The sequence below is a fragment of the Parabacteroides sp. FAFU027 genome (assembly GCF_022808675.1).
GTDB lineage: Bacteria > Bacteroidota > Bacteroidia > Bacteroidales > UBA7332 > CAXXIC01.
On record NZ_JAKZKV010000010.1, the window covers coordinates 1 to 17,145 of the forward strand.

The 17,145-nt window shown below is 43.5% G+C and carries 17 protein-coding genes; 5 read left to right on the forward strand and 12 right to left on the reverse strand.

The window, feature by feature from the left end:
• The coding region (locus tag MLE17_RS14275) for a DUF4372 domain-containing protein (RefSeq protein WP_243348999.1) at positions 1-94 on the reverse strand (94 nt) is incomplete at its 3' end.
• 427 nt (positions 95-521) lie between these two features.
• A complete protein-coding gene (locus MLE17_RS14280) occupies positions 522-2,015 on the reverse strand; it encodes a DUF3843 family protein (protein ID WP_243349390.1) in 1,494 nt (497 codons plus the stop codon).
• Positions 2,016-2,230: 215 nt separating this feature from the next.
• On the opposite strand from MLE17_RS14280, the gene MLE17_RS14285 reads away from it, so the two are divergent.
• Positions 2,231-3,160, forward strand: coding sequence for a YeiH family protein (locus tag MLE17_RS14285; protein WP_243349391.1), 930 nt, complete (start codon positions 2,231-2,233; stop codon positions 3,158-3,160).
• A 123-nt stretch (positions 3,161-3,283) separates the two neighbouring features.
• Here the strand turns inward: MLE17_RS14285 and MLE17_RS14290 are convergent, their stop codons facing one another.
• The 9 genes from MLE17_RS14290 to MLE17_RS14330 form a co-directional block, all read right to left on the reverse strand.
• Positions 3,284-4,066, reverse strand: a complete 783-nt coding sequence (locus MLE17_RS14290; protein ID WP_243349392.1) for a nitrilase-related carbon-nitrogen hydrolase — start codon at positions 4,064-4,066, stop codon at positions 3,284-3,286.
• On the reverse strand, positions 4,066-4,458 hold the full coding sequence (locus tag MLE17_RS14295; protein WP_243349393.1) for an iron chaperone: 393 nt from the start codon (positions 4,456-4,458) through the stop codon (positions 4,066-4,068). The genes MLE17_RS14290 and MLE17_RS14295 overlap by 1 nt, the downstream gene beginning before the upstream one ends.
• A gap of 158 nt (positions 4,459-4,616) precedes the next feature.
• The gene (locus MLE17_RS14300) at positions 4,617-6,146 is read right to left on the reverse strand and encodes an acyl-CoA dehydrogenase family protein (RefSeq protein ID WP_243349394.1); all 1,530 of its coding nucleotides are present in this window, start codon (positions 6,144-6,146) and stop codon (positions 4,617-4,619) included.
• A gap of 270 nt (positions 6,147-6,416) precedes the next feature.
• Entirely contained in the window at positions 6,417-6,845 is a 429-nt protein-coding gene (locus MLE17_RS14305) for an SRPBCC domain-containing protein (RefSeq protein ID WP_243349395.1), read from the reverse strand.
• A 6-nt stretch (positions 6,846-6,851) separates the two neighbouring features.
• Positions 6,852-7,286 carry a VOC family protein gene (locus MLE17_RS14310; protein WP_243349396.1) on the reverse strand — a complete coding sequence of 145 codons (435 nt, stop codon included), beginning with the start codon at positions 7,284-7,286 and terminating at the stop codon, positions 6,852-6,854.
• A 493-nt stretch (positions 7,287-7,779) separates the two neighbouring features.
• On the reverse strand, positions 7,780-8,673 hold the full coding sequence (locus MLE17_RS14315) for a bile acid:sodium symporter family protein (RefSeq protein WP_262920330.1): 894 nt from the start codon (positions 8,671-8,673) through the stop codon (positions 7,780-7,782).
• A 79-nt stretch (positions 8,674-8,752) separates the two neighbouring features.
• Positions 8,753-9,529, reverse strand: a complete 777-nt coding sequence (locus MLE17_RS14320; RefSeq protein WP_243349397.1) for a Mut7-C ubiquitin/RNAse domain-containing protein — start codon at positions 9,527-9,529, stop codon at positions 8,753-8,755.
• Positions 9,486-9,899 (reverse strand): DUF2784 domain-containing protein, encoded by a 414-nt coding sequence (locus tag MLE17_RS14325; RefSeq protein WP_243349398.1) that lies wholly within the window; start codon positions 9,897-9,899, stop codon positions 9,486-9,488. Before MLE17_RS14325 ends, MLE17_RS14320 begins: the two co-directional genes overlap by 44 nt.
• Before the next feature lie 15 nt (positions 9,900-9,914).
• Positions 9,915-10,292, reverse strand: coding sequence for a DUF2784 domain-containing protein (locus tag MLE17_RS14330; protein ID WP_243349399.1), 378 nt, complete (start codon positions 10,290-10,292; stop codon positions 9,915-9,917).
• A gap of 278 nt (positions 10,293-10,570) precedes the next feature.
• On the opposite strand from MLE17_RS14330, the gene MLE17_RS14335 reads away from it, so the two are divergent.
• From MLE17_RS14335 to MLE17_RS14350, 4 genes are all read left to right on the forward strand, one after another.
• Positions 10,571-11,077, forward strand: a complete 507-nt coding sequence (locus tag MLE17_RS14335; protein WP_243349400.1) for a hypothetical protein — start codon at positions 10,571-10,573, stop codon at positions 11,075-11,077.
• A gap of 388 nt (positions 11,078-11,465) precedes the next feature.
• Positions 11,466-12,602, forward strand: a complete 1,137-nt coding sequence (locus tag MLE17_RS14340; RefSeq protein ID WP_243349401.1) for an aldose epimerase family protein — start codon at positions 11,466-11,468, stop codon at positions 12,600-12,602.
• A 39-nt stretch (positions 12,603-12,641) separates the two neighbouring features.
• Complete coding sequence (locus MLE17_RS14345; RefSeq protein ID WP_243349402.1) at positions 12,642-14,387, forward strand: sodium:solute symporter; 1,746 nt, start codon at positions 12,642-12,644, stop codon at positions 14,385-14,387.
• Positions 14,388-14,465: 78 nt separating this feature from the next.
• Positions 14,466-15,155, forward strand: coding sequence for an NUDIX hydrolase (locus tag MLE17_RS14350; protein WP_243349403.1), 690 nt, complete (start codon positions 14,466-14,468; stop codon positions 15,153-15,155).
• Here MLE17_RS14350 and MLE17_RS14355 read toward each other — a convergent pair.
• Positions 15,152-17,050 carry an ATP-dependent DNA helicase RecQ gene (locus MLE17_RS14355; protein ID WP_243349404.1) on the reverse strand — a complete coding sequence of 633 codons (1,899 nt, stop codon included), beginning with the start codon at positions 17,048-17,050 and terminating at the stop codon, positions 15,152-15,154. The genes MLE17_RS14350 and MLE17_RS14355 overlap by 4 nt on opposite strands.
• Between the last annotated feature and the right edge of the window lie 95 nt (positions 17,051-17,145).

Here is a 17,145-nt window from a genome sequence, read left to right on the forward strand (position 1 = left end):
ATTTGTCTCCATCAAATTTGGTGACAATGCGATTGAATTTACTTCGATTCAGAAACGAAACCAGTTGAGCAAAAACGTATTTGTCTTGATACATATGCAATCAGATTAATCTGATGCAAAACTAAAAATTCAAGTCCGTTCGCTCGCGAAATGCTTATAACCAACTAAATTTCAAATACTTCAAAGACCATTTTTAGATTTTAATGGGACAGTAATGGACCTATTTGTTTTATTGGTTTAGTAAAGAATGATATTGATTTTTATCGTGTAGCGGTTGTTTTCTTTGATATTATTTCTGATTGGTTCAGGATTGACACGTTTTGCTATCATTTGAACGCGAAGGTGTAAAGACCCTAAGAGATAATAAAAAGAGAACCCCGGGTCAGAAAAGATCCGGGGTTCCCTTTTTTATGTCATTGTCGACGGGTTCACTTATAGAGAGCCCGTCGATACGGTTGTCCAAATAGCTATGTCGTAACTAAAATTCCTACTCGACCAGAGGTTCGGGAATATATTTTGACTTATTGAATTGTTCCTTTTTCCAATGCCTCCCGGTATTTCTCTCCGTAGAAATAACGCATGATAAAACCGGCATTTCCCTGAATTAACTCTTTTCCTCTTTCTTCACCGACGAGGCTTTTCAATTGAGCATCGGGAAGCAGATATTGGTTGTGTAACGTATATACCAGCTCTACCGGATGGTCATACATATTGGCATAGAGGGAGAAGGCTTCCGCTTTAGCCATTTTCTCGTCGTAATAAGGATTTTGTTCATCTTTGATATAATCGCAAATGTCCGGATAGATACTGATGCCATGTGGTGTGATAAAAACAAGCAGATTTCGGACATTATCAAAAGCTTTATTTTCCGGGTGATTTTCAGTCTCTAATACCTTATAGAAGAATTGGTGTAGCTCGGACTTATTACCAAAAAAGTGAATGTGCTTGTTTTCTGACTTTTTCAATATGTTTTGGTAAATCACGTCAGGAATATCATTGCTTTTTGAAAACTCCTGCTCCACCTCTTCACTGTAAGGGAAAGTGGCCATAGATCCGGTCATCCACCATTCGTTGTTGAACCGGATGAACCCCGTATCGGCAAGAGTCTGATTGGCTTTCAGCGGTGCATTTTCGGCAATTGAGTCTTTAGTTGCCACGATCTCCTCTTGTGTCTCTAAGTTGCGGAAGCAGAAGTTGTTTTGCTCTTCACCTGTACAAAGATAGACTCCCTTCTTTTTCCTGCCGATAGATTTAACCAGCTCGTAATCGGGGTGGGCAGGCGTGAGGATTTCGCTCAGCCATTCGTTGGTGTATATTGCCAGTAGTGGGGATGGGTGATTATGCACGAACGAGTCTTGCAAATCGTATATCTCAGCATTGGCGTTTTCATTCGTTAAGTCTTTTTCTATAGCCTCCTCTTTCTCCCTTAAATCCCGGTTCTGATGATAAAAGAGGTAGGAGTTCCATTGCAGCCACTGCATGGCATAACGCAAACCGTAGTATTCGTTGTAACGATATTCCGGTAAATAGTATGCTTTGAACTGCTCGTTTTCGGGAGCCGATTCGTACTCTTTTTCGAATAACATTAATACAGCCAGCGCTACAATATTAATTCCCGGATTGTCAGGGTTCAGCACCGAATGGTTGTATCTGCCATGTGTTTGTTGCGTATAGTGCCAAAGCAGAAAACGGACATCAACCTCATTGATTTCATCTTCGTAATATTCGTTTTCATCCACAGTGTAGAAGGGGAGTGGAGTACCGTAAAGTTCACGATGTTTACGGGTAAAGGCTTTAAACATACCGATACCGGAGATTACGTCTTCAAAATAGGCTGTAATGGCGCAGGCGATTTCTTTTACATCTTCCTCCGGAAGGTCAAATCCAAATTCTGCGGACTTGAATACGTCGAGTACTTTATTGGCGAGTTTAACGTAATATCCGTCCACAGATGTCGGTTTCGGATAAGGGTGAAACATCAGCCAGTCGTTTTGATAGATCTTTACTTTTTTCATCAAATAGAGGTTTGGGACAATGTGCGGTTTTTATTAAAGGTGCAAAGATAGTCCGATGAAGAATGTGATTCAAATTTATTTTACTTGTCTGCGTGTTCTGTGAAATACCATATAGTCTATAATCACCGGTTATTAGCCATCGTTATTTTTGATTTTTATCCCTAAATCGTGGTATATACCTTTGTAGCGTAATTCATTTCCAAATTATTTGCGTTATGGAACGTCAACGAATTTCTGCTCTTCTGTTTGTGTTGCTTGCCCTTGTTTCTGTCCTTCCTATGGTATCTCCTGCCGTGGCACTCTTTTCCGGATTGGTATTTGCCTTCTGTTTTGGAAATCCATTTCCTGCATTCACCCGTAAAGGTTCCAAATATTTATTGCAAGTGGCGGTAGTTCTGCTGGGTTTCGGTCAGAATCTGCACACCGCATTGGAAGCTGGCCGCACCGGAGTGCAGATGACGCTCTTTACCGTGGTACTGGTAATGGTGTTGGGATTTATGATGGGGCGATGGTTCCGTATCTCAACGCGTACGGCTTACCTGATTTCTGCCGGAACCGCTATTTGTGGAGGTAGTGCTATCGCGGCTGTTTCTCCGGTCGTAAGGGCCAATGAGGTGGAAATCTCTGTTTCTCTCGTGATTGTATTTATGCTGAATGCAATAGCGCTGCTTTTATTTCCTTTTCTCGGACATTCGCTACACCTGACCCAACATCAGTTTGGTATGTGGGCGGCCATTGCGATACACGATACCAGTTCTGTAGTAGGAGCCGGGGCTACATACGGAGCCGAGGCGTTGCAGACGGCCACCACTGTAAAACTGACCCGTGCCTTATGGATTATCCCCCTGGCATTTGCATCTACCTTTGTCTTTCGGAATAAAACCAAAAAGATTACAGTTCCCTGGTTTATCCTCTGGTTTGTCGTGGCAATGGCAGCTGCCACCTATCTGCCGATACCGGAAACGGTGAAGAGTGGCATTACCTTTGGTGCAAAGCGTATGCTTTCTTTGACGCTCTTCCTGATTGGTTCCGGATTGACACGTCCGGCCATTCGTTCTGTTGGATTACGCCCTTTAATTATGGGAATCGGTTTGTGGATTGTGATTGGAGTCGTGGGATTGATGGTGGTGATGTTTACCTGTTAGACCCTGCCCGACCGGCTCGCTCATAGAGAGCCGGTCGGTACCATTCTTTTCTTTCCTTTGAAAATGTAAATAGTAAATTTCCCGGTTATCGAAGGGTTCTCTATGAGCGAAACTTTCGACTCTCTAATGATAAAACTCCGTCCGTCTATCTTCTATCACATTGTTGTAGTAATTTATCCACTTGTTGTCTGCCTGTCTTTCGTCAATGTCCATGATTGCAATAGTGGGTTGATCGGTAGGAGCGGAGGAGAGGATAGTGCCGTCATTTGCCGTAATCTGACTGGCTCCGGTAAAGGTAAAATGGTCTTCGCCGCGATGTTCTGTTCCAATGCGATTGGCCGTTACGGCAAAGATGCGATTCTCCAGACATCGTGTCACCATCGCTTTCTGGCAATAGGGCATTACCAGATTGGAGGGGTGAGCTAAGACTTGCAGGCCTTGTAATGCCAGTGTCCGGCATACTTCAGGAAATATCCAGTCAAAGCAAATCATGGCACCAATCTTTACTCCGTTGATTTCATAAACTTTTAACTGCTTATCTCCGGGTGAGAACCACAACTTTTCTTTATTGAAAAGATGAATCTTCCGGTAGGTGTCAATAACCTTGCCCTCTGATACGATAAGTAATGCATTGTAAATTCTGTCGCTTTCCCGTTCGATGAAGCCACCCACGATAGTTGCTGATGTCTTTACTGAAAGCTCTTTGAGAAAACGGGCGGTTTCTCCATCTGTTGTTTCAGAGAGAGCTTCGGCTTCCTCTTTGGATGTAAAGGTATAGCCGGTGGCAAAGAGTTCCGGTAGCACCAATAGGTCGGCTTTGACTCCTTCTGTCAGGGAACGTATTTGTCCGAAATTCTGCTCTTTTTCACCGAAACCGGGAGCAGTTTGTATGTAACCGATTTTCATCACTTGTTTTTCTTTATTGATTTTACTGCCGCTTTTTCCAGATTCTCAGCCACCCTAAACTGAACCATCTGTTTGACCAGGTCTAAAGGTAGCGGTTGATGGATGGGGAATTGCACCGAACCTTTCCCGTTTTTGTAAACGGAGAGCTCTTCGCTGAATGCTTCCATCGCCGAGGAGGTCGGATAGAACCCGATATGTTTGCTGAAGGCGGCGAAATAGACCAATATTCCCTGTTGCGCAAATGCCGGCATCTGGTAGCTAATTTTCTCTGTGGCTTCGGGTGCCGCTTCACGAATGGCAGCCCGCATTTGGTTAAGCAGTTCCTGAATGGCATCGGGAAAGGTTGCGATATATTCGTCGATCGTTGTCGGAATATTGTTTTCAGGTTTCATTTTAAACGTCAGATTATGTCTTGGGGCTTTGATTTTGTAAATCTAACTCTTTTCATCCACTAAATGTTTTCGTTTGGACGATAGTATATACGACAAACGCCCCGGATTAGAAAATTCGGGGCGTTTGTCGGTTTTGAATATGAAGTGCGTTAATGAATTTATGCAAAGTGAATCCAGGCGCTGTTTTCCTGATAATCTTCCAGAACAATGCTATTTTGTTCAAAAGAATAATGACTCATCAATGTCGCTATTTCCTGACTAAGCAATGCAACAGTCCCGCTAATCAGCTCTTCCCGGAAACCTTTTGCCCCCAGCTCCAGTACCCAGTTGAGGGAGACAATACGACTGATAATCCGTCCGAGCTCCACCGTCTTACGCTGCTGAACCGGAGCATTAATGGTCACATCAGTCAGTTTCCGGATTCTTTCAGCCGCAAGAGACATCAACGGATGATTCCCCGTAAATGACTTAAGATTCGTTTCTCCTGAGATTTTCATCTGTTTAAGGATAGCCTCTCCAATCTGGTTATAGAGAATGTCATTCGAGCCTTCGAATATCTGAAACGGACGGCTATCCACGATGCCCCGGCCGGCAATGTGGTTGAGTTTGTAAGCCGCAGCCCCGACGAGTGTCAGCAGGGATTGTGCCGATTCCTGCATCAGGTCGGTGGTAACCGTTTTAATGATATTGGCCTCCAGCCCAAGGAGAGTCAGGTCATTTTCAATGCCGGCCATTTGAGTACTTTTGACACTCATGGCCGAAACGATGGTGAAGTTGGCCTGTAATTGGGCTAACCGTTGCTGCACCTGGTCGTAGGCAAACAGAGAGCGTCCGCTGACCTGTCGCTGACGACTGTGCGCGATTGCCTCATCCAGCATTCGTTGGATAAAACCAAGCGCCATGCCCGGAAATTGCAAACGGCTGCGGTGAAGCAGGTCGAGCATCATCTGTACGCCATTGGTATGGGGAATCAGTCGTTGAGCTTTGGGAATACTTACATCCAGAATGTTTCTGCCATACGGAATCTGATAGAGACCGAGATTCTCGAAATACTCTTCTACCACGATTTTCTGTCCCGGTTGGGTGTTGTCACAGATAAAGAAGTCAATGTCCCGTTGTAAAGTCCCTGCGGCAGTCTTGCGTCTTGCGGTAAGCAGCCAGAAGTCTGCTTGTCCCGTCAGACCGGCCCAGTGTTTGGTGCCTTTGAGGTGATAATGCTTTTCATCTTCGGTAAATGCAGTCTGCATGTTGAGGGCATCGCTACCAAAGTCCGGTTCGGTAATCATCAGTCCCCCCATGTTGCGCAGTTTAAGAAAGCGATCAAATACCTGAGCTTTGGCTTCTTCCTGACCGTATTTGGCCACCGGTTGCAGAAAAAGGGCACTGTTTATCCCCAACGTGAGCGAAAGGGCCAATGATTCGTATGAAGCTGCTGATAGCAGGGTCAGTAACTCATGTACTTTTGTGCCTCGTCCACCGTATTCGGAAGGGATTACGACTGAAAGAGGATTGCAGGCCATGATTTCGTTTAAAACAGTGGGGGGTAATCCGCGGGAGATACTCAGTTGGTTGATGTCTTCTTCCTGGTGGAACTGCTGTTGAAGGATAGATTTGAATTGTTCGATGAATTGTTCGAAAGGGATTTGGTTTTGAAGCCGCTTTGAGGGCTCAGAGATAGTTTCTTGCATTCTTTAGAGGAAATAGTATTTAGAAAAATAATTAATGGCAAAGCTGTCGGGTTTCGTTGCAAATGCAAGAGACCTTCTTTGATGAATCGCTATTTTGAACATATCTAAACAATGGAATGGATGAAATGTTCTGACTTCCTGATATTCTAATGTTTATTTCACCAAAACGAATGAGGTTTGTTGCATTTATTATAGCGAATGTGCAGGAAAAAAGCCCATACAGTCCTGTGGTCAGGAGAGTATGGGCCTGTAAATTTGCCTGAGCTTATTTTAATGTTTCTTTTCCACAAACCGTTTGAAGTTCATCAGGATAGCCTGCCAACCCTGTTGTTGCATTTCTATCGAATTTTCACTTTCGGCTTCGAATGTTTCGATGACTTCGGTATGAGTTCCTACAGTTTTAAAGAATATGTTTACAGTCCGGTTATCCCCGAGGGTCATGTGAATGTGCTTATTAACTGCCACATCGTCAAACGTTCCCCAAAAGTCAAATCCCATACTTCCATCCTTTGCTTCCATCCGGTATGTGAATTTTCCACCCGGGCGAAGGTCAATTGTTGCCCTTGGAGTATGCCATTCCGGAGATGCCGAGTTCCAATGTACGATATCTTCGGGAGTATTCCAGTGCTCCCAGACCTTTTCAATCGGAGCATTGATGCTGGCATGAACAGTGATATACGTTTTCTCTTTTGTTTCCATAAGTCTCTATTTTGCTGTACAGTTAAACATCCATTGTATTCCGAATTTATCGGTGCAACTGCCGTAATAGGCCCCCCAGAAGGCATCTATCAATGGTGATTCGACTTCGCCTCCATCGGAAAGAGCGTCAAAGAGCCGCTTGGTTTCAGCCCGGCTGTCAGGCTCCAGGTTGATATAGATATTATCGCCCGTTTTGACCGCAAATCCCATTGATTCAGGCGCATCGGTTCCCATAAGGACGTGGCAATCCAGAATCGTCAGTTCGATGTGCATGATGAGGTTTTTGTCTTCTTCTGCGATAGGGGGCATTCCTTCCTGTGCCGGAATATCACCGAAACGGGATATTTCACAAGAAAACTCTCCGCCAAAAACGGATTTATAGAAAGTAAAGGCTTCCTCTGTGTTACGGGGGAAATTAAGGTAGGTGCTTACTCGTGCCATATGTTCTGATTTTGATTGAGTTGAAATAGTTAAACAAATGGCTGATGGGTTTGGTTTCTGGCGGTTTATGCTCGTTAAGCATTTATAACTAGAGTATAGGACAAGCCTTATTGGGTAAATAAAAGGCGATTCTCAGTGCTTTATCCTCGTACGGTGCGAACTTTTTCCGCATCAGTGCACACTTTTCCAACAACAGTGTACACTTTTCCGCCTCCGGTGCACACTTTTCTACCTCCGGTGTACACTTTTCCGGGAAAAGTGTACACTATTTCTCCTACAGTTCACACCGGAGCCGAAAAAGTTCGCACCGGAGTTTCTACAGTGCACACTATTTTCTCTCCGGTGTACACTGATGCGGAAAAAGTATGCACCGTATGGACTAAAAAAGGCAGAAATGAGGTTATAACGAAGCAAAAAGAGGATTAAGTGCGTCGTAAACAATGGAACTGGAGGTGTTGGCCTGAATTTGAGTGAACAATTGAATTGACAGAAGCTACTTTTTTCTTTGCTTTAGCCACAACTGGTATGAATTCACACTGTTTTGCCACAGGATATAGGCTCCCGGCCCAATGGAGGAGAGTGGGTCAAGATAAGACTGCGCCATCCAGATGGCCAGTACGGTATTCTTTTGGAACAGTCCCTGTCCGGCTGTGATTGTGTTTTTATAACGCGAGCCAATCTTCCGCCCAATATAAAACTGTGCGATACAGACAAGAAATGCAATCACGGCAATCGCAATTTCAGCATCGTATTTGGAGGTCGATTGATGCTTGATAAACATCACTGTTTTGCCTACCATGATAGTCAGAGCCAGAGCCCACAGATAAAAGGAAATGCTTTGCCTGTTTTGAATATAGTGATGAATACGGGGGGCGGTCTTCTGTAATGCAACAGCAGTGATGATGGGTAACATCAGCATGGGGAATACCTCTTTGAGAATATGGAAAAGGGAGCTTAGAAAGGAAATATCTCCACGACTTCCTATTAACGAGAAGATGGCCGGGGCAAATAAAGCTACTACCAGATTACTGATAAAACTGTATGCTGTCAGGCTGGCGACATTTCCGCCCAGCATACCGGTAATAACGGCCGCCGCTGTTGCTGTCGGAGCCAGTACGCAAATCATCGAACCCTGCGCTACGACCGGATTGTACAAGTAAACGATACCATAAACCAGTAAACTACCGAATAATTGGATGGCTGCCAGATAGTAATGAAAACGTTCGAAGGCAATTTCCCGGATAGAAACCTTACAATAGGTTACAAACAGCATTACAAAGATAAGATAGGGGGTAATTGGCGCAAACTGAGCAAAGAAAGAGGCGAAGAGAATACCCGTGGTCATCGCGATGGGTAGCATATAGGATTTTATCAGTCGGAGTATCATAAGCGTGCAGTTAAAACCGGCTGCAAAGCTACAAAAGAAAAGAGCAAATATGCCCGAATGAGCCAATCTTTGATTAAGTTTAAGGTTGCACGTACCTGATAATCTCCTCAATCATGTGTTTATAATGAGAGCCTTTCCAAAAGAATTTGTCGCAATTGTAACAACGGAAAAATTCAGTAAACGGCTTTCCATCATTGTCCGTTACATCCGGTGGTATAGCTCCGGGAGGAAGTTTAATTAGCTTGTGGTTGCAAATGAGACAGCGGCTGAGCGGATTAATTTGCCCGTAAAGGTCAAATTTGCGAATCACCTCTTTGGTTTGTTCACGCGGGTCGATGGCACGGATATAATAACCGCGATTTACATTCCGCGCCATCAACAGACCTTTGTCTTTGGTTAGGATAATACGGTTTTGGAGACGGCTGAGGAAGCGGATTTCTTCATCTTCGTAATTGTTTCTATAAAGGGTGTCAAAGCCCATGATACGAAGGTTCTTTGCCAACCGGCCCAAATGGCAATCCACGATAAACCGGATTTGGCGCAAAGAGCCTTTTCTGACCTTTGAAATGGAACTGATATCAAGTAACTCAAAAACCGGATATACGGAGATAAAGTCATTCTCTGTCAAATGCTGGTCAAAGCCAACAGGATCACCATTGACCAAAATCAGGTCAACAGCAGAATGGGGGACTCCCAGATTCTCAATAGCCTCTTTGACCGTAACAGGTCCATGGTAATAATAGGTAAAAATAACCTGCCGGCGGTCCTTTCGTAGGAAGTCGTTCAGTTCGGCGTAAAATCTGAAGCTCACTTTAGTTTTCAGACTGCCGGTTATTTCCGGAGTGTCCTGCTTCATGTTTTCTGTTTTTACGGTATTTCCAGATTACGATGGAATAGATAATCAGATTAGTTACCACGACTAAGCATCCCAGTATGAATTGAATGCTGACCGTCAGTCCTGCCGGATACATGACGGGAATCAGATAGTTTTCGATAAAATCAGATTCGTACCTTTCAGCCCCACCCACTTCCCTGAAGTGATTTTCCCACGGTGTCAACGGGCAGATGATATTATAGAATTCCACTATCGCACCCCAAAACATTGCCGGGATGTGAAAGTAAATCACTTTTCGCCATCGGAGTACAAGAAGTCCGCCCAATACGACAAACAGGATAAACGAAAAGTGGATAAGCACTATAAAGTCGGCCAGTAAACGGTAAAGCATAATTCCTTTTTTTCGTTACTTTCTCATGCGTTGATTCTTTCTCTTGTAATGAATCACAAAAGAATAAATGATTGCATTCACAATGATTACCAGACATCCCATCAGGAATTCTGTATTCACTGTAAATCCCGGATAGACCAGTTTGAGTAAATAGTGTTGGAGAAATCCCGATTGATAACCCTGCTCACCGGATAACATTCTCAGATAGTTTTCAATGCCGGTAAGAGGGCAGGGGATATTATAAAATTCGACTAATGCTCCCCATGTCATTGCCGGAATATGGAAATATACGGCATGTGGATGCTTGATGACAAGTAATCCTCCCAGCGCCACGAAAGCAATGAAGCTTATATGGAAGATAATTGTCAGATCAGCTAAAGCTTTGTAAAACATGGTGTTTAGTTATTTAATAACATGGCTTCATAACAACTCGTTATCGGGTTAAAATAACCCTAAACAGCCTCTGAATAAGAAACATTTAATGATATGGATTTGTTACAGTTTAAAGCGAATCTCTTGTTGTTTGTATAGTAATTATTGTTCTGATAGCTGTTTAATTTCAGATTGTCAGAATTTACACCTGATAGCTCGATTTGAAATAAATAACGAAGATATGAGTGAATGTTGTTGTCATCGGTATCATTCGTAATAACCCTAATAAAATCAAGGATATGAAACGAGCAGGAATTTGGGTTGATGTCGATAAAGCCGTCATCATCTCATTAGAAGAAGAAAAAGAACACCACATGAATGTGGTTCACCCGCAACCGGGTAAACGAATGCCGAAAATGCCCAAATCACCCCAAGCCTTTCACAGCATCGTCACTTCGATGATCGATCACCGGCTCAGATTACCGGGTGATACCAAAGAATTCGCCAGATCCGGCAGCCACCACTTTAGCACGGAACTGAAGCATGAACATAAATTGTATAACGAGAAAAAACACTATTTCAGGACTATTATGCAGGAAATCAGGGATGTGGATGAGTTTGTGTTATTCGGTCCCTCTACAACTAAGAAAGAGTTGGAATGCCAGATGCGTAAAGATCCGCATCTCCACGCCCATTTAATGACTGTTGAAACGGCAGATATGATGTCGGATAATCAGATGTTAAGGTGGGTGGAAAACTACTTTATGCAGCATGAGATGTCTCATAAACATAGAAAATCTTCATAGCAATATATATCAAAGAGATTTGCTCTCAGAGGTTGTATTAGTTAAAGCTGAAAGCAACCGGTACTCAATTGAAAATTCCAAAAGAAATGGCCTTTGCGAAAACAAAAGGCCATTTCTTTTGGTTTATATACTCTCCTTACTAATTTACTCCTTACTTCCCGATTGAGTTTGTTTCTCATTTCTATGCTTTTTCTTTCATTTAAATCTCACTAATCAGGTTGCTTTATTCCATTGTGTTTTATGTAACTATGCTGTAAAATATGCGTAGGGGAGTACCTATGTTGAAAATTAGTGTACATGATACACTTTTCCCCTGAAATATTTTGTTGAATTGAAAAATTCGTCTACTTTTGACACCTGCAATAATAACACCTTATTAGAAAAACACATGAAAAAGACACTTTTCTGCGTCGCATTGGCAGCGTTAACTCTTGCCAGTTGCTCTAAAAAAGAGGAGAAAACACTATCCGGACTCCTCAAGTCTCAATTTCAAAAAGAAGTACAAGGTAAAAAGACGGATCTCTATGTGTTGAAAAACAAAAACGGCATGGAAGTCTGTATCACCAACTTCGGAGGTAAAGTGGTTTCGATCATGGCTCCGGACAAAAACGGAAAGATGGCGGACGTCGTTTTATGCGAAGACAACATGGATAACATGTTGAAATCTACTCAGCCATACTTTGGCGCAACAATCGGCCGTTACGGAAACCGTATCGCCAATGCAAAATTTAAAATCGACAGTACTGAATATACGCTGGCTGCCAACAACAACGGTCAGGCATTACACGGCGGTCCTAAAGGCTTTCATGCTGTAATGTGGGATGCTAAACAGATCGGTGACTCTGCGGTTGAGCTTTCTTATCTAGCTAAAGATGGTGAAGAAGGCTATCCGGGTAACCTGCAATGTAAAGTGGTTTACACGCTGACTTCAAATAATGAATTGAAAATCAATTACGAGGCAACTACAGATAAAGCTACTGTTGTGAACCTGACTCACCACTCATTCTTCAACCTGGCTGGTGAGGGTGCTTCAACTATCAATGACCATGTATTGACTATCAATGCAGATAAATTTAATCCGGTTGACAGCGTATTGATCCCAACCGGCGAATTGGCAGATGTAACAGGTACTCCTTTCGATTTCCGTAAACCAATGGTAATTGGTCAACGTATCGATACTATCAACAATAAGCAAATGAAACTGGGTAAAGGTTATGACCACAACTGGATTATCAATCAGAAAAAACAGGGTGAAATGACTTTTGCTGCTAAAATCGTTGAACCGAAAAGCGGTCGTGTAATGGAGGTTTACACAACTGAGCCGGGTATCCAGTTCTATGGCGGTAACTTCCTGAATAACGACATGGGAAAATTCGGTCACAAATATCCTTTCCGCAGCGCATTCTGTCTTGAAACACAGCATTTCCCAGACAGTCCTAATAAACCACAGTTCCCTACAACTGTATTGCGTCCGGGACAGAAATATGCACACACTTGCATCTACAAGTTTTCTGTTGAAAAGTAAAAGCAACATTCTAATCAATCAATAACTTAACTAAAAATCATGAATTGGAGATCACATGAATTTATCTGGCTTGACTGGGTAATTATCGTAACGGGTATTTTGGCTGTAACCTGGGCTGTATGGCGTTCGATAAAGAAAGACAAAGAAAAGCATAAAGGTGCCGATAGTGAAGCTTATCTATTCGGTAAAGGCGAACCCTGGTATATTATTGGTGCTGCTATCTTTGCTGCAAACATCGGCTCTGAGCACCTTGTAGGTCTTGCTGGTACTGGTGCAAAATCTGGTGTAGGTATGGCTCACTGGGAGATGCAAGGCTGGATGATCCTTCTTTTGGGTTGGCTCTTTGTTCCTTTTTATCAGCTTATGAATAGTAAGTTGGGTAAAATCATTACCATGCCTGACTTCCTTAAAAACCGCTACACTCCTCGTACCGGTTCGTGGTTGTCTATCATTACGCTTATCGCATACGTACTTACCAAAGTAAGTGTGACAGCATTTACCGGCGGTATTTTTATGGAAAGTCTTCTGGGACTGCCTTTCTGGTACGGAGCTATCGGTTTGATCGTTTTGACAGGTATCTTTACCGTTTTTGGTGGTATGAAGGGGGTAATGACTCTGTCTGCTATCCAAACACCTATTCTTATCATTGGTTCATTCCTTGTATTGTTCCTTGGATTGTCAGCACTCGGTCACGGCTGTATCACTGACGGTTGGAATGCAATGATGGATCATGCCAGAAGTATGGGGCTTGGAGCAGACGGTAAAGCATACGGTACAAACCACATGTTCCACTTCGAAACGGGTGACCCATTGTATGACTCTTATCCTGGTTTCTGGGTATTTATCGGAGCTTCAATTATCGGATTTTGGTATTGGTGTACTGACCAGCACATCGTTCAGCGGGTACTCGGACAAACAAGACACGAAACTAACGACGTTGTAATGAAACGTGCGCGTAGAGGTACTATCGCTGCGGGTTATTTCAAAATATTACCTGTATTCATGTTCCTCATCCCAGGTATGATCGCGGCGGCATTAGCTGCACGTCCTGATAGCGGTTTTACATTGGAAAACCCGGATACAGCTTTTGGATCCATGGTTAAGTTTGTATTGCCAGCCGGCGTGAAAGGTATTGTAACCATTGGTTTTATCTCAGCGCTTGTTGCTTCTTTGGCTGCGTTCTTCAACTCATGTGCTACACTGTTTACCGAAGACTTCTATAAACCGATGTTTAAAGGTAAGAGCGAAGCAAGATACGTTTTGGTAGGTCGTATTGCAACTATGGTTGTAGTGGTACTTGGTATGATCTGGATCCCTGTTATGATGAGCCTGGGTAGCCTTTACGACTATCTGCAAGGTATTCAGTCACTTCTTGCTCCTGCGATGGTAGCCGTATTCGTACTGGGTATTTTCTCCAGAAAAATCACACCTAAAGCTGGTGAGTTTGGTATGATCGGGGGATTCTTTATTGGTATGATGCGTCTGTTGACCAACATTTTCACAAATACAGGTAAAGATGTAATGACAGGACCGTTCTGGGAATCAACCCGTTGGTTCTGGCATACAAACTGGCTTATCTTTGAGATCTGGTTACTTGTATTTATCATTGTGATGATGTACGTAGTATCTTATTTCACTCCGAAACCAAGTGCTCAACAGATTGAGGATATCACTTTCACCGGAGAATACAAAAAACTTATCCGTGAAAGCTGGACTAAGTGGGATGTTATCGCTTCTCTTGGCGTAGTATTCCTGTGTGCTATGTTCTACTTGTATTTCTGGTAAGAAATATCATCTTTAAAATATCAGCTTTGCCAAAGATATTCTTTGGCAAAGCTTTTTTTGTAAACCTAAATTTGCACTATGACTTTAAGCTCTACTTTCTATAGTTCTCAGGACTCCTTTCTGGTCGCTGTCGACTGTATAATTCTTGGATTCAAGGAAAACGAGATCAGTCTTTTGGTCCACAAACGTGAAATGGAACCAGCCAAAGGAGGGATGTCGTTGATGGGGGGATTTCTTCAGAATGATGAATCACTCAATCAGGCTGCTACTCGTGTATTGACTAACCTGACTGGTCTGGAAAATATCTTTATGGAGCAGGTGGGAACGTATGGTGAGATTGATCGTGACCCGGGTGAGCGCGTAATCTCGGTCTGTTATTACGCTCTGATTGACCTGAGTTCCTATGACGATACATTACTCAAAAAACACAATGCGTTTTGGGTAAATATTAATAGTGCAGCTGAATTGATTTTTGACCACCCGCAAATGGTGGACGATGCAATTACAATCCTTCGCCGGAAAGCATCGATGCAACCGATCGGATTTAATCTGTTGCCGGAGAAATTTACGCTGACTCAATTGCAGGCGCTTTACGAAGCTATCTATGATCATTCGATGGATAAACGTAACTTCCGTAAGAAAATGCTGAGTATGGGATTCCTGCAAAAAACCGATGAGATTGACAAATCAGGTTCGAAGAAAGGAGCTTTCTATTATCAGTTCAAGGAAGATCGCAACGAACTGCTCAACACCAGCTACGCCTTCTAATCGGCAAGGCGTAGCATATTATCTAACTGGAGAATTTTGCCGCGATCAGTCAGGTATCGAATGACTGATATAATCTCGTCAGGTGTACCCGAAATCTGATTTACCAATTCATTCAGGGCAATTTTATCCTTCTGCATTATTTTTTCTATTTCTTCTTCTATTTGTGCAAACCGGTTTTGTGTAAGCCCGGTTTCATTCTTTTTCAGACAGATATCACAGGTACCGCACCGGTCTGCCTCTTTTTCTCCGAAATAGCCTAACAACATCTGGCTGCGACACTCTGTTTCAGAGCTGACGTAGTGCAACATCGCTTCGATGCGTTTTTCCAGACGCTCTTTTCGTTCTTCATATACCATGCGTGGAATGGAGATGTATTGGCTCTCTTCCCGTCGTTGGGTGTAAATGATGAACGGTGTTTTCTTTCCCGGTACATAATTAATGATGTGATGCTTGCTGAGCCAGAGCAATTGCTGATACACCTGGTCCCTCGTCATCTCAGTATGGCGTGCCAAAACCTCTTCGTGGATATAGACAAAGTCGGCAAAAAGACCGGTATGAAGTCGCAATAATACATGGATAAGTTTGTCCGCCTCTTCGAATTGCTTCAATTTGTAGAGTTCATCCCGATGTACGGAAAACATCACGCGGGACTTAGCATCCACTTCGTCGGTGTATTCGATATACCCGGATTGGTCGAGCAGTTTCAGTGCGTAATGGGTGGGTAGGAGTGGGAGTTTATAGCGGTGACAGAAGTCAGGCAACAGGAAATCGAAAGCAGCCTGGAAGCCATACCCCACTCCAATTACCAGATAACTTCCCAGATGGTCATATACCTTTTTGATGAAATCACGGTCGGGAAAGCTGTCGGAAATACGTCTTTTTAGCGTTGTTTTATCGCTTTTGGCAAAGAGAGCAACGGCATAGGATTTCAGTCCGTCCCGACCTGCTCGGCCAGCTTCCTGATAATATTCTTCTAATGAATCGGGCAGGTCAATATGCACGACTAATCGCACATCGGGTTTATCAATACCCATGCCGAATGCGTTTGTCGAAACCATCACCTGAAACGTTCCCTTCATCCAGTCGTTTTGCTTTTGCTCTTTGATATCGGGAGCCAAACCGGCGTGGAAGAAGTCAGCGGATATGCCCTGCTTTTGAAGCTCCACAGCTACCTCTTTCGTTTTTCGGCGGTTGCGGGTATAGACGATGGTCGAACCTTTTACCCGTTGCAGTATATGGCGCAGTTCGCTGAGTTTGTCATCGGTACGGCGCACGACATACGCTACATTCTGGCGGTAGAAGCTCTTCTGGAAAACATTGTACTCCTTAAATCCGAGTTTGTCCTGAATGTCTTTGACCACTTCTGGAGTTGCAGTGGCAGTCAGTGCCAGAACAGGTATTCCGGACAATACTTGCCGGATTTCTGAAATTTTGAGGTAAGAGGGACGGAAATCATATCCCCATTGCGAGATACAATGCGCTTCGTCTATCACAAGCAAAGAGACTTTCATCCATTGCATTTTCTGCATAAATAGTTCTGTGCCGAGACGTTCGGGGGAAATATACAGAAACTTGTAGCCACCGTAGATGCAATTGTCGAGCGTAATCTCAATCTCTCTGGAGGGCATGCCGGAATAGACGGCAGCCGCTTTTATTCCCCGTTTCTTCAGGTTATCCACCTGGTCTTTCATCAACGCAATCAGTGGCGTGACTACCAAGGTAATCCCCTCCAGATAGAGTCCCGGCACCTGGAAAGTGATGGACTTCCCTCCTCCGGTGGGCATCAGCCCGAGCGTATCGCGTCCTTCGCATACCGAGCGGATAATATCTTCCTGCAGCGGGCGAAAGTCGGGATAACCCCAGTATTGTTGAAGGATTTCTTTGAAAGAAGCCATGGAAATAATTAAGAAATTAAAGAATGAAGGAATTAAGAGAATTATCTGTGGTTATACTTTCTGCATACGTCTTTTGTCTGATATCTTTGTTTTTT

Excerpts from the sequence above, each read along its gene's own strand:
- MLE17_RS14325 (WP_243349398.1), bottom strand. The coding sequence starts at position 9,899 with ATGCTTTACCGTTTACTGGCCGACTTTATAGTGCTTATCCACTTTTCG.
- MLE17_RS14305 (WP_243349395.1), bottom strand. The coding sequence starts at position 6,845 with ATGGAAACAAAAGAGAAAACGTATATCACTGTTCATGCCAGCATCAAT.
- MLE17_RS14310 (WP_243349396.1), bottom strand. The coding sequence starts at position 7,286 with ATGGCACGAGTAAGCACCTACCTTAATTTCCCCCGTAACACAGAGGAA.
- MLE17_RS14335 (WP_243349400.1), top strand. The coding sequence starts at position 10,571 with ATGAAACGAGCAGGAATTTGGGTTGATGTCGATAAAGCCGTCATCATC.
- MLE17_RS14350 (WP_243349403.1), top strand. The coding sequence starts at position 14,466 with ATGACTTTAAGCTCTACTTTCTATAGTTCTCAGGACTCCTTTCTGGTC.
- MLE17_RS14355 (WP_243349404.1), bottom strand. The coding sequence starts at position 17,050 with ATGGCTTCTTTCAAAGAAATCCTTCAACAATACTGGGGTTATCCCGAC.
- MLE17_RS14300 (WP_243349394.1), bottom strand. The coding sequence starts at position 6,146 with ATGCAAGAAACTATCTCTGAGCCCTCAAAGCGGCTTCAAAACCAAATC.
- MLE17_RS14340 (WP_243349401.1), top strand. The coding sequence starts at position 11,466 with ATGAAAAAGACACTTTTCTGCGTCGCATTGGCAGCGTTAACTCTTGCC.
- MLE17_RS14315 (WP_262920330.1), bottom strand. The coding sequence starts at position 8,673 with ATGATACTCCGACTGATAAAATCCTATATGCTACCCATCGCGATGACC.
- MLE17_RS14290 (WP_243349392.1), bottom strand. The coding sequence starts at position 4,066 with ATGAAAATCGGTTACATACAAACTGCTCCCGGTTTCGGTGAAAAAGAG.
- MLE17_RS14320 (WP_243349397.1), bottom strand. The coding sequence starts at position 9,529 with ATGAAGCAGGACACTCCGGAAATAACCGGCAGTCTGAAAACTAAAGTG.
- MLE17_RS14280 (WP_243349390.1), bottom strand. The coding sequence starts at position 2,015 with ATGAAAAAAGTAAAGATCTATCAAAACGACTGGCTGATGTTTCACCCT.
- MLE17_RS14345 (WP_243349402.1), top strand. The coding sequence starts at position 12,642 with ATGAATTGGAGATCACATGAATTTATCTGGCTTGACTGGGTAATTATC.
- MLE17_RS14295 (WP_243349393.1), bottom strand. The coding sequence starts at position 4,458 with ATGAAACCTGAAAACAATATTCCGACAACGATCGACGAATATATCGCA.
- MLE17_RS14330 (WP_243349399.1), bottom strand. The coding sequence starts at position 10,292 with ATGTTTTACAAAGCTTTAGCTGATCTGACAATTATCTTCCATATAAGC.
- MLE17_RS14285 (WP_243349391.1), top strand. The coding sequence starts at position 2,231 with ATGGAACGTCAACGAATTTCTGCTCTTCTGTTTGTGTTGCTTGCCCTT.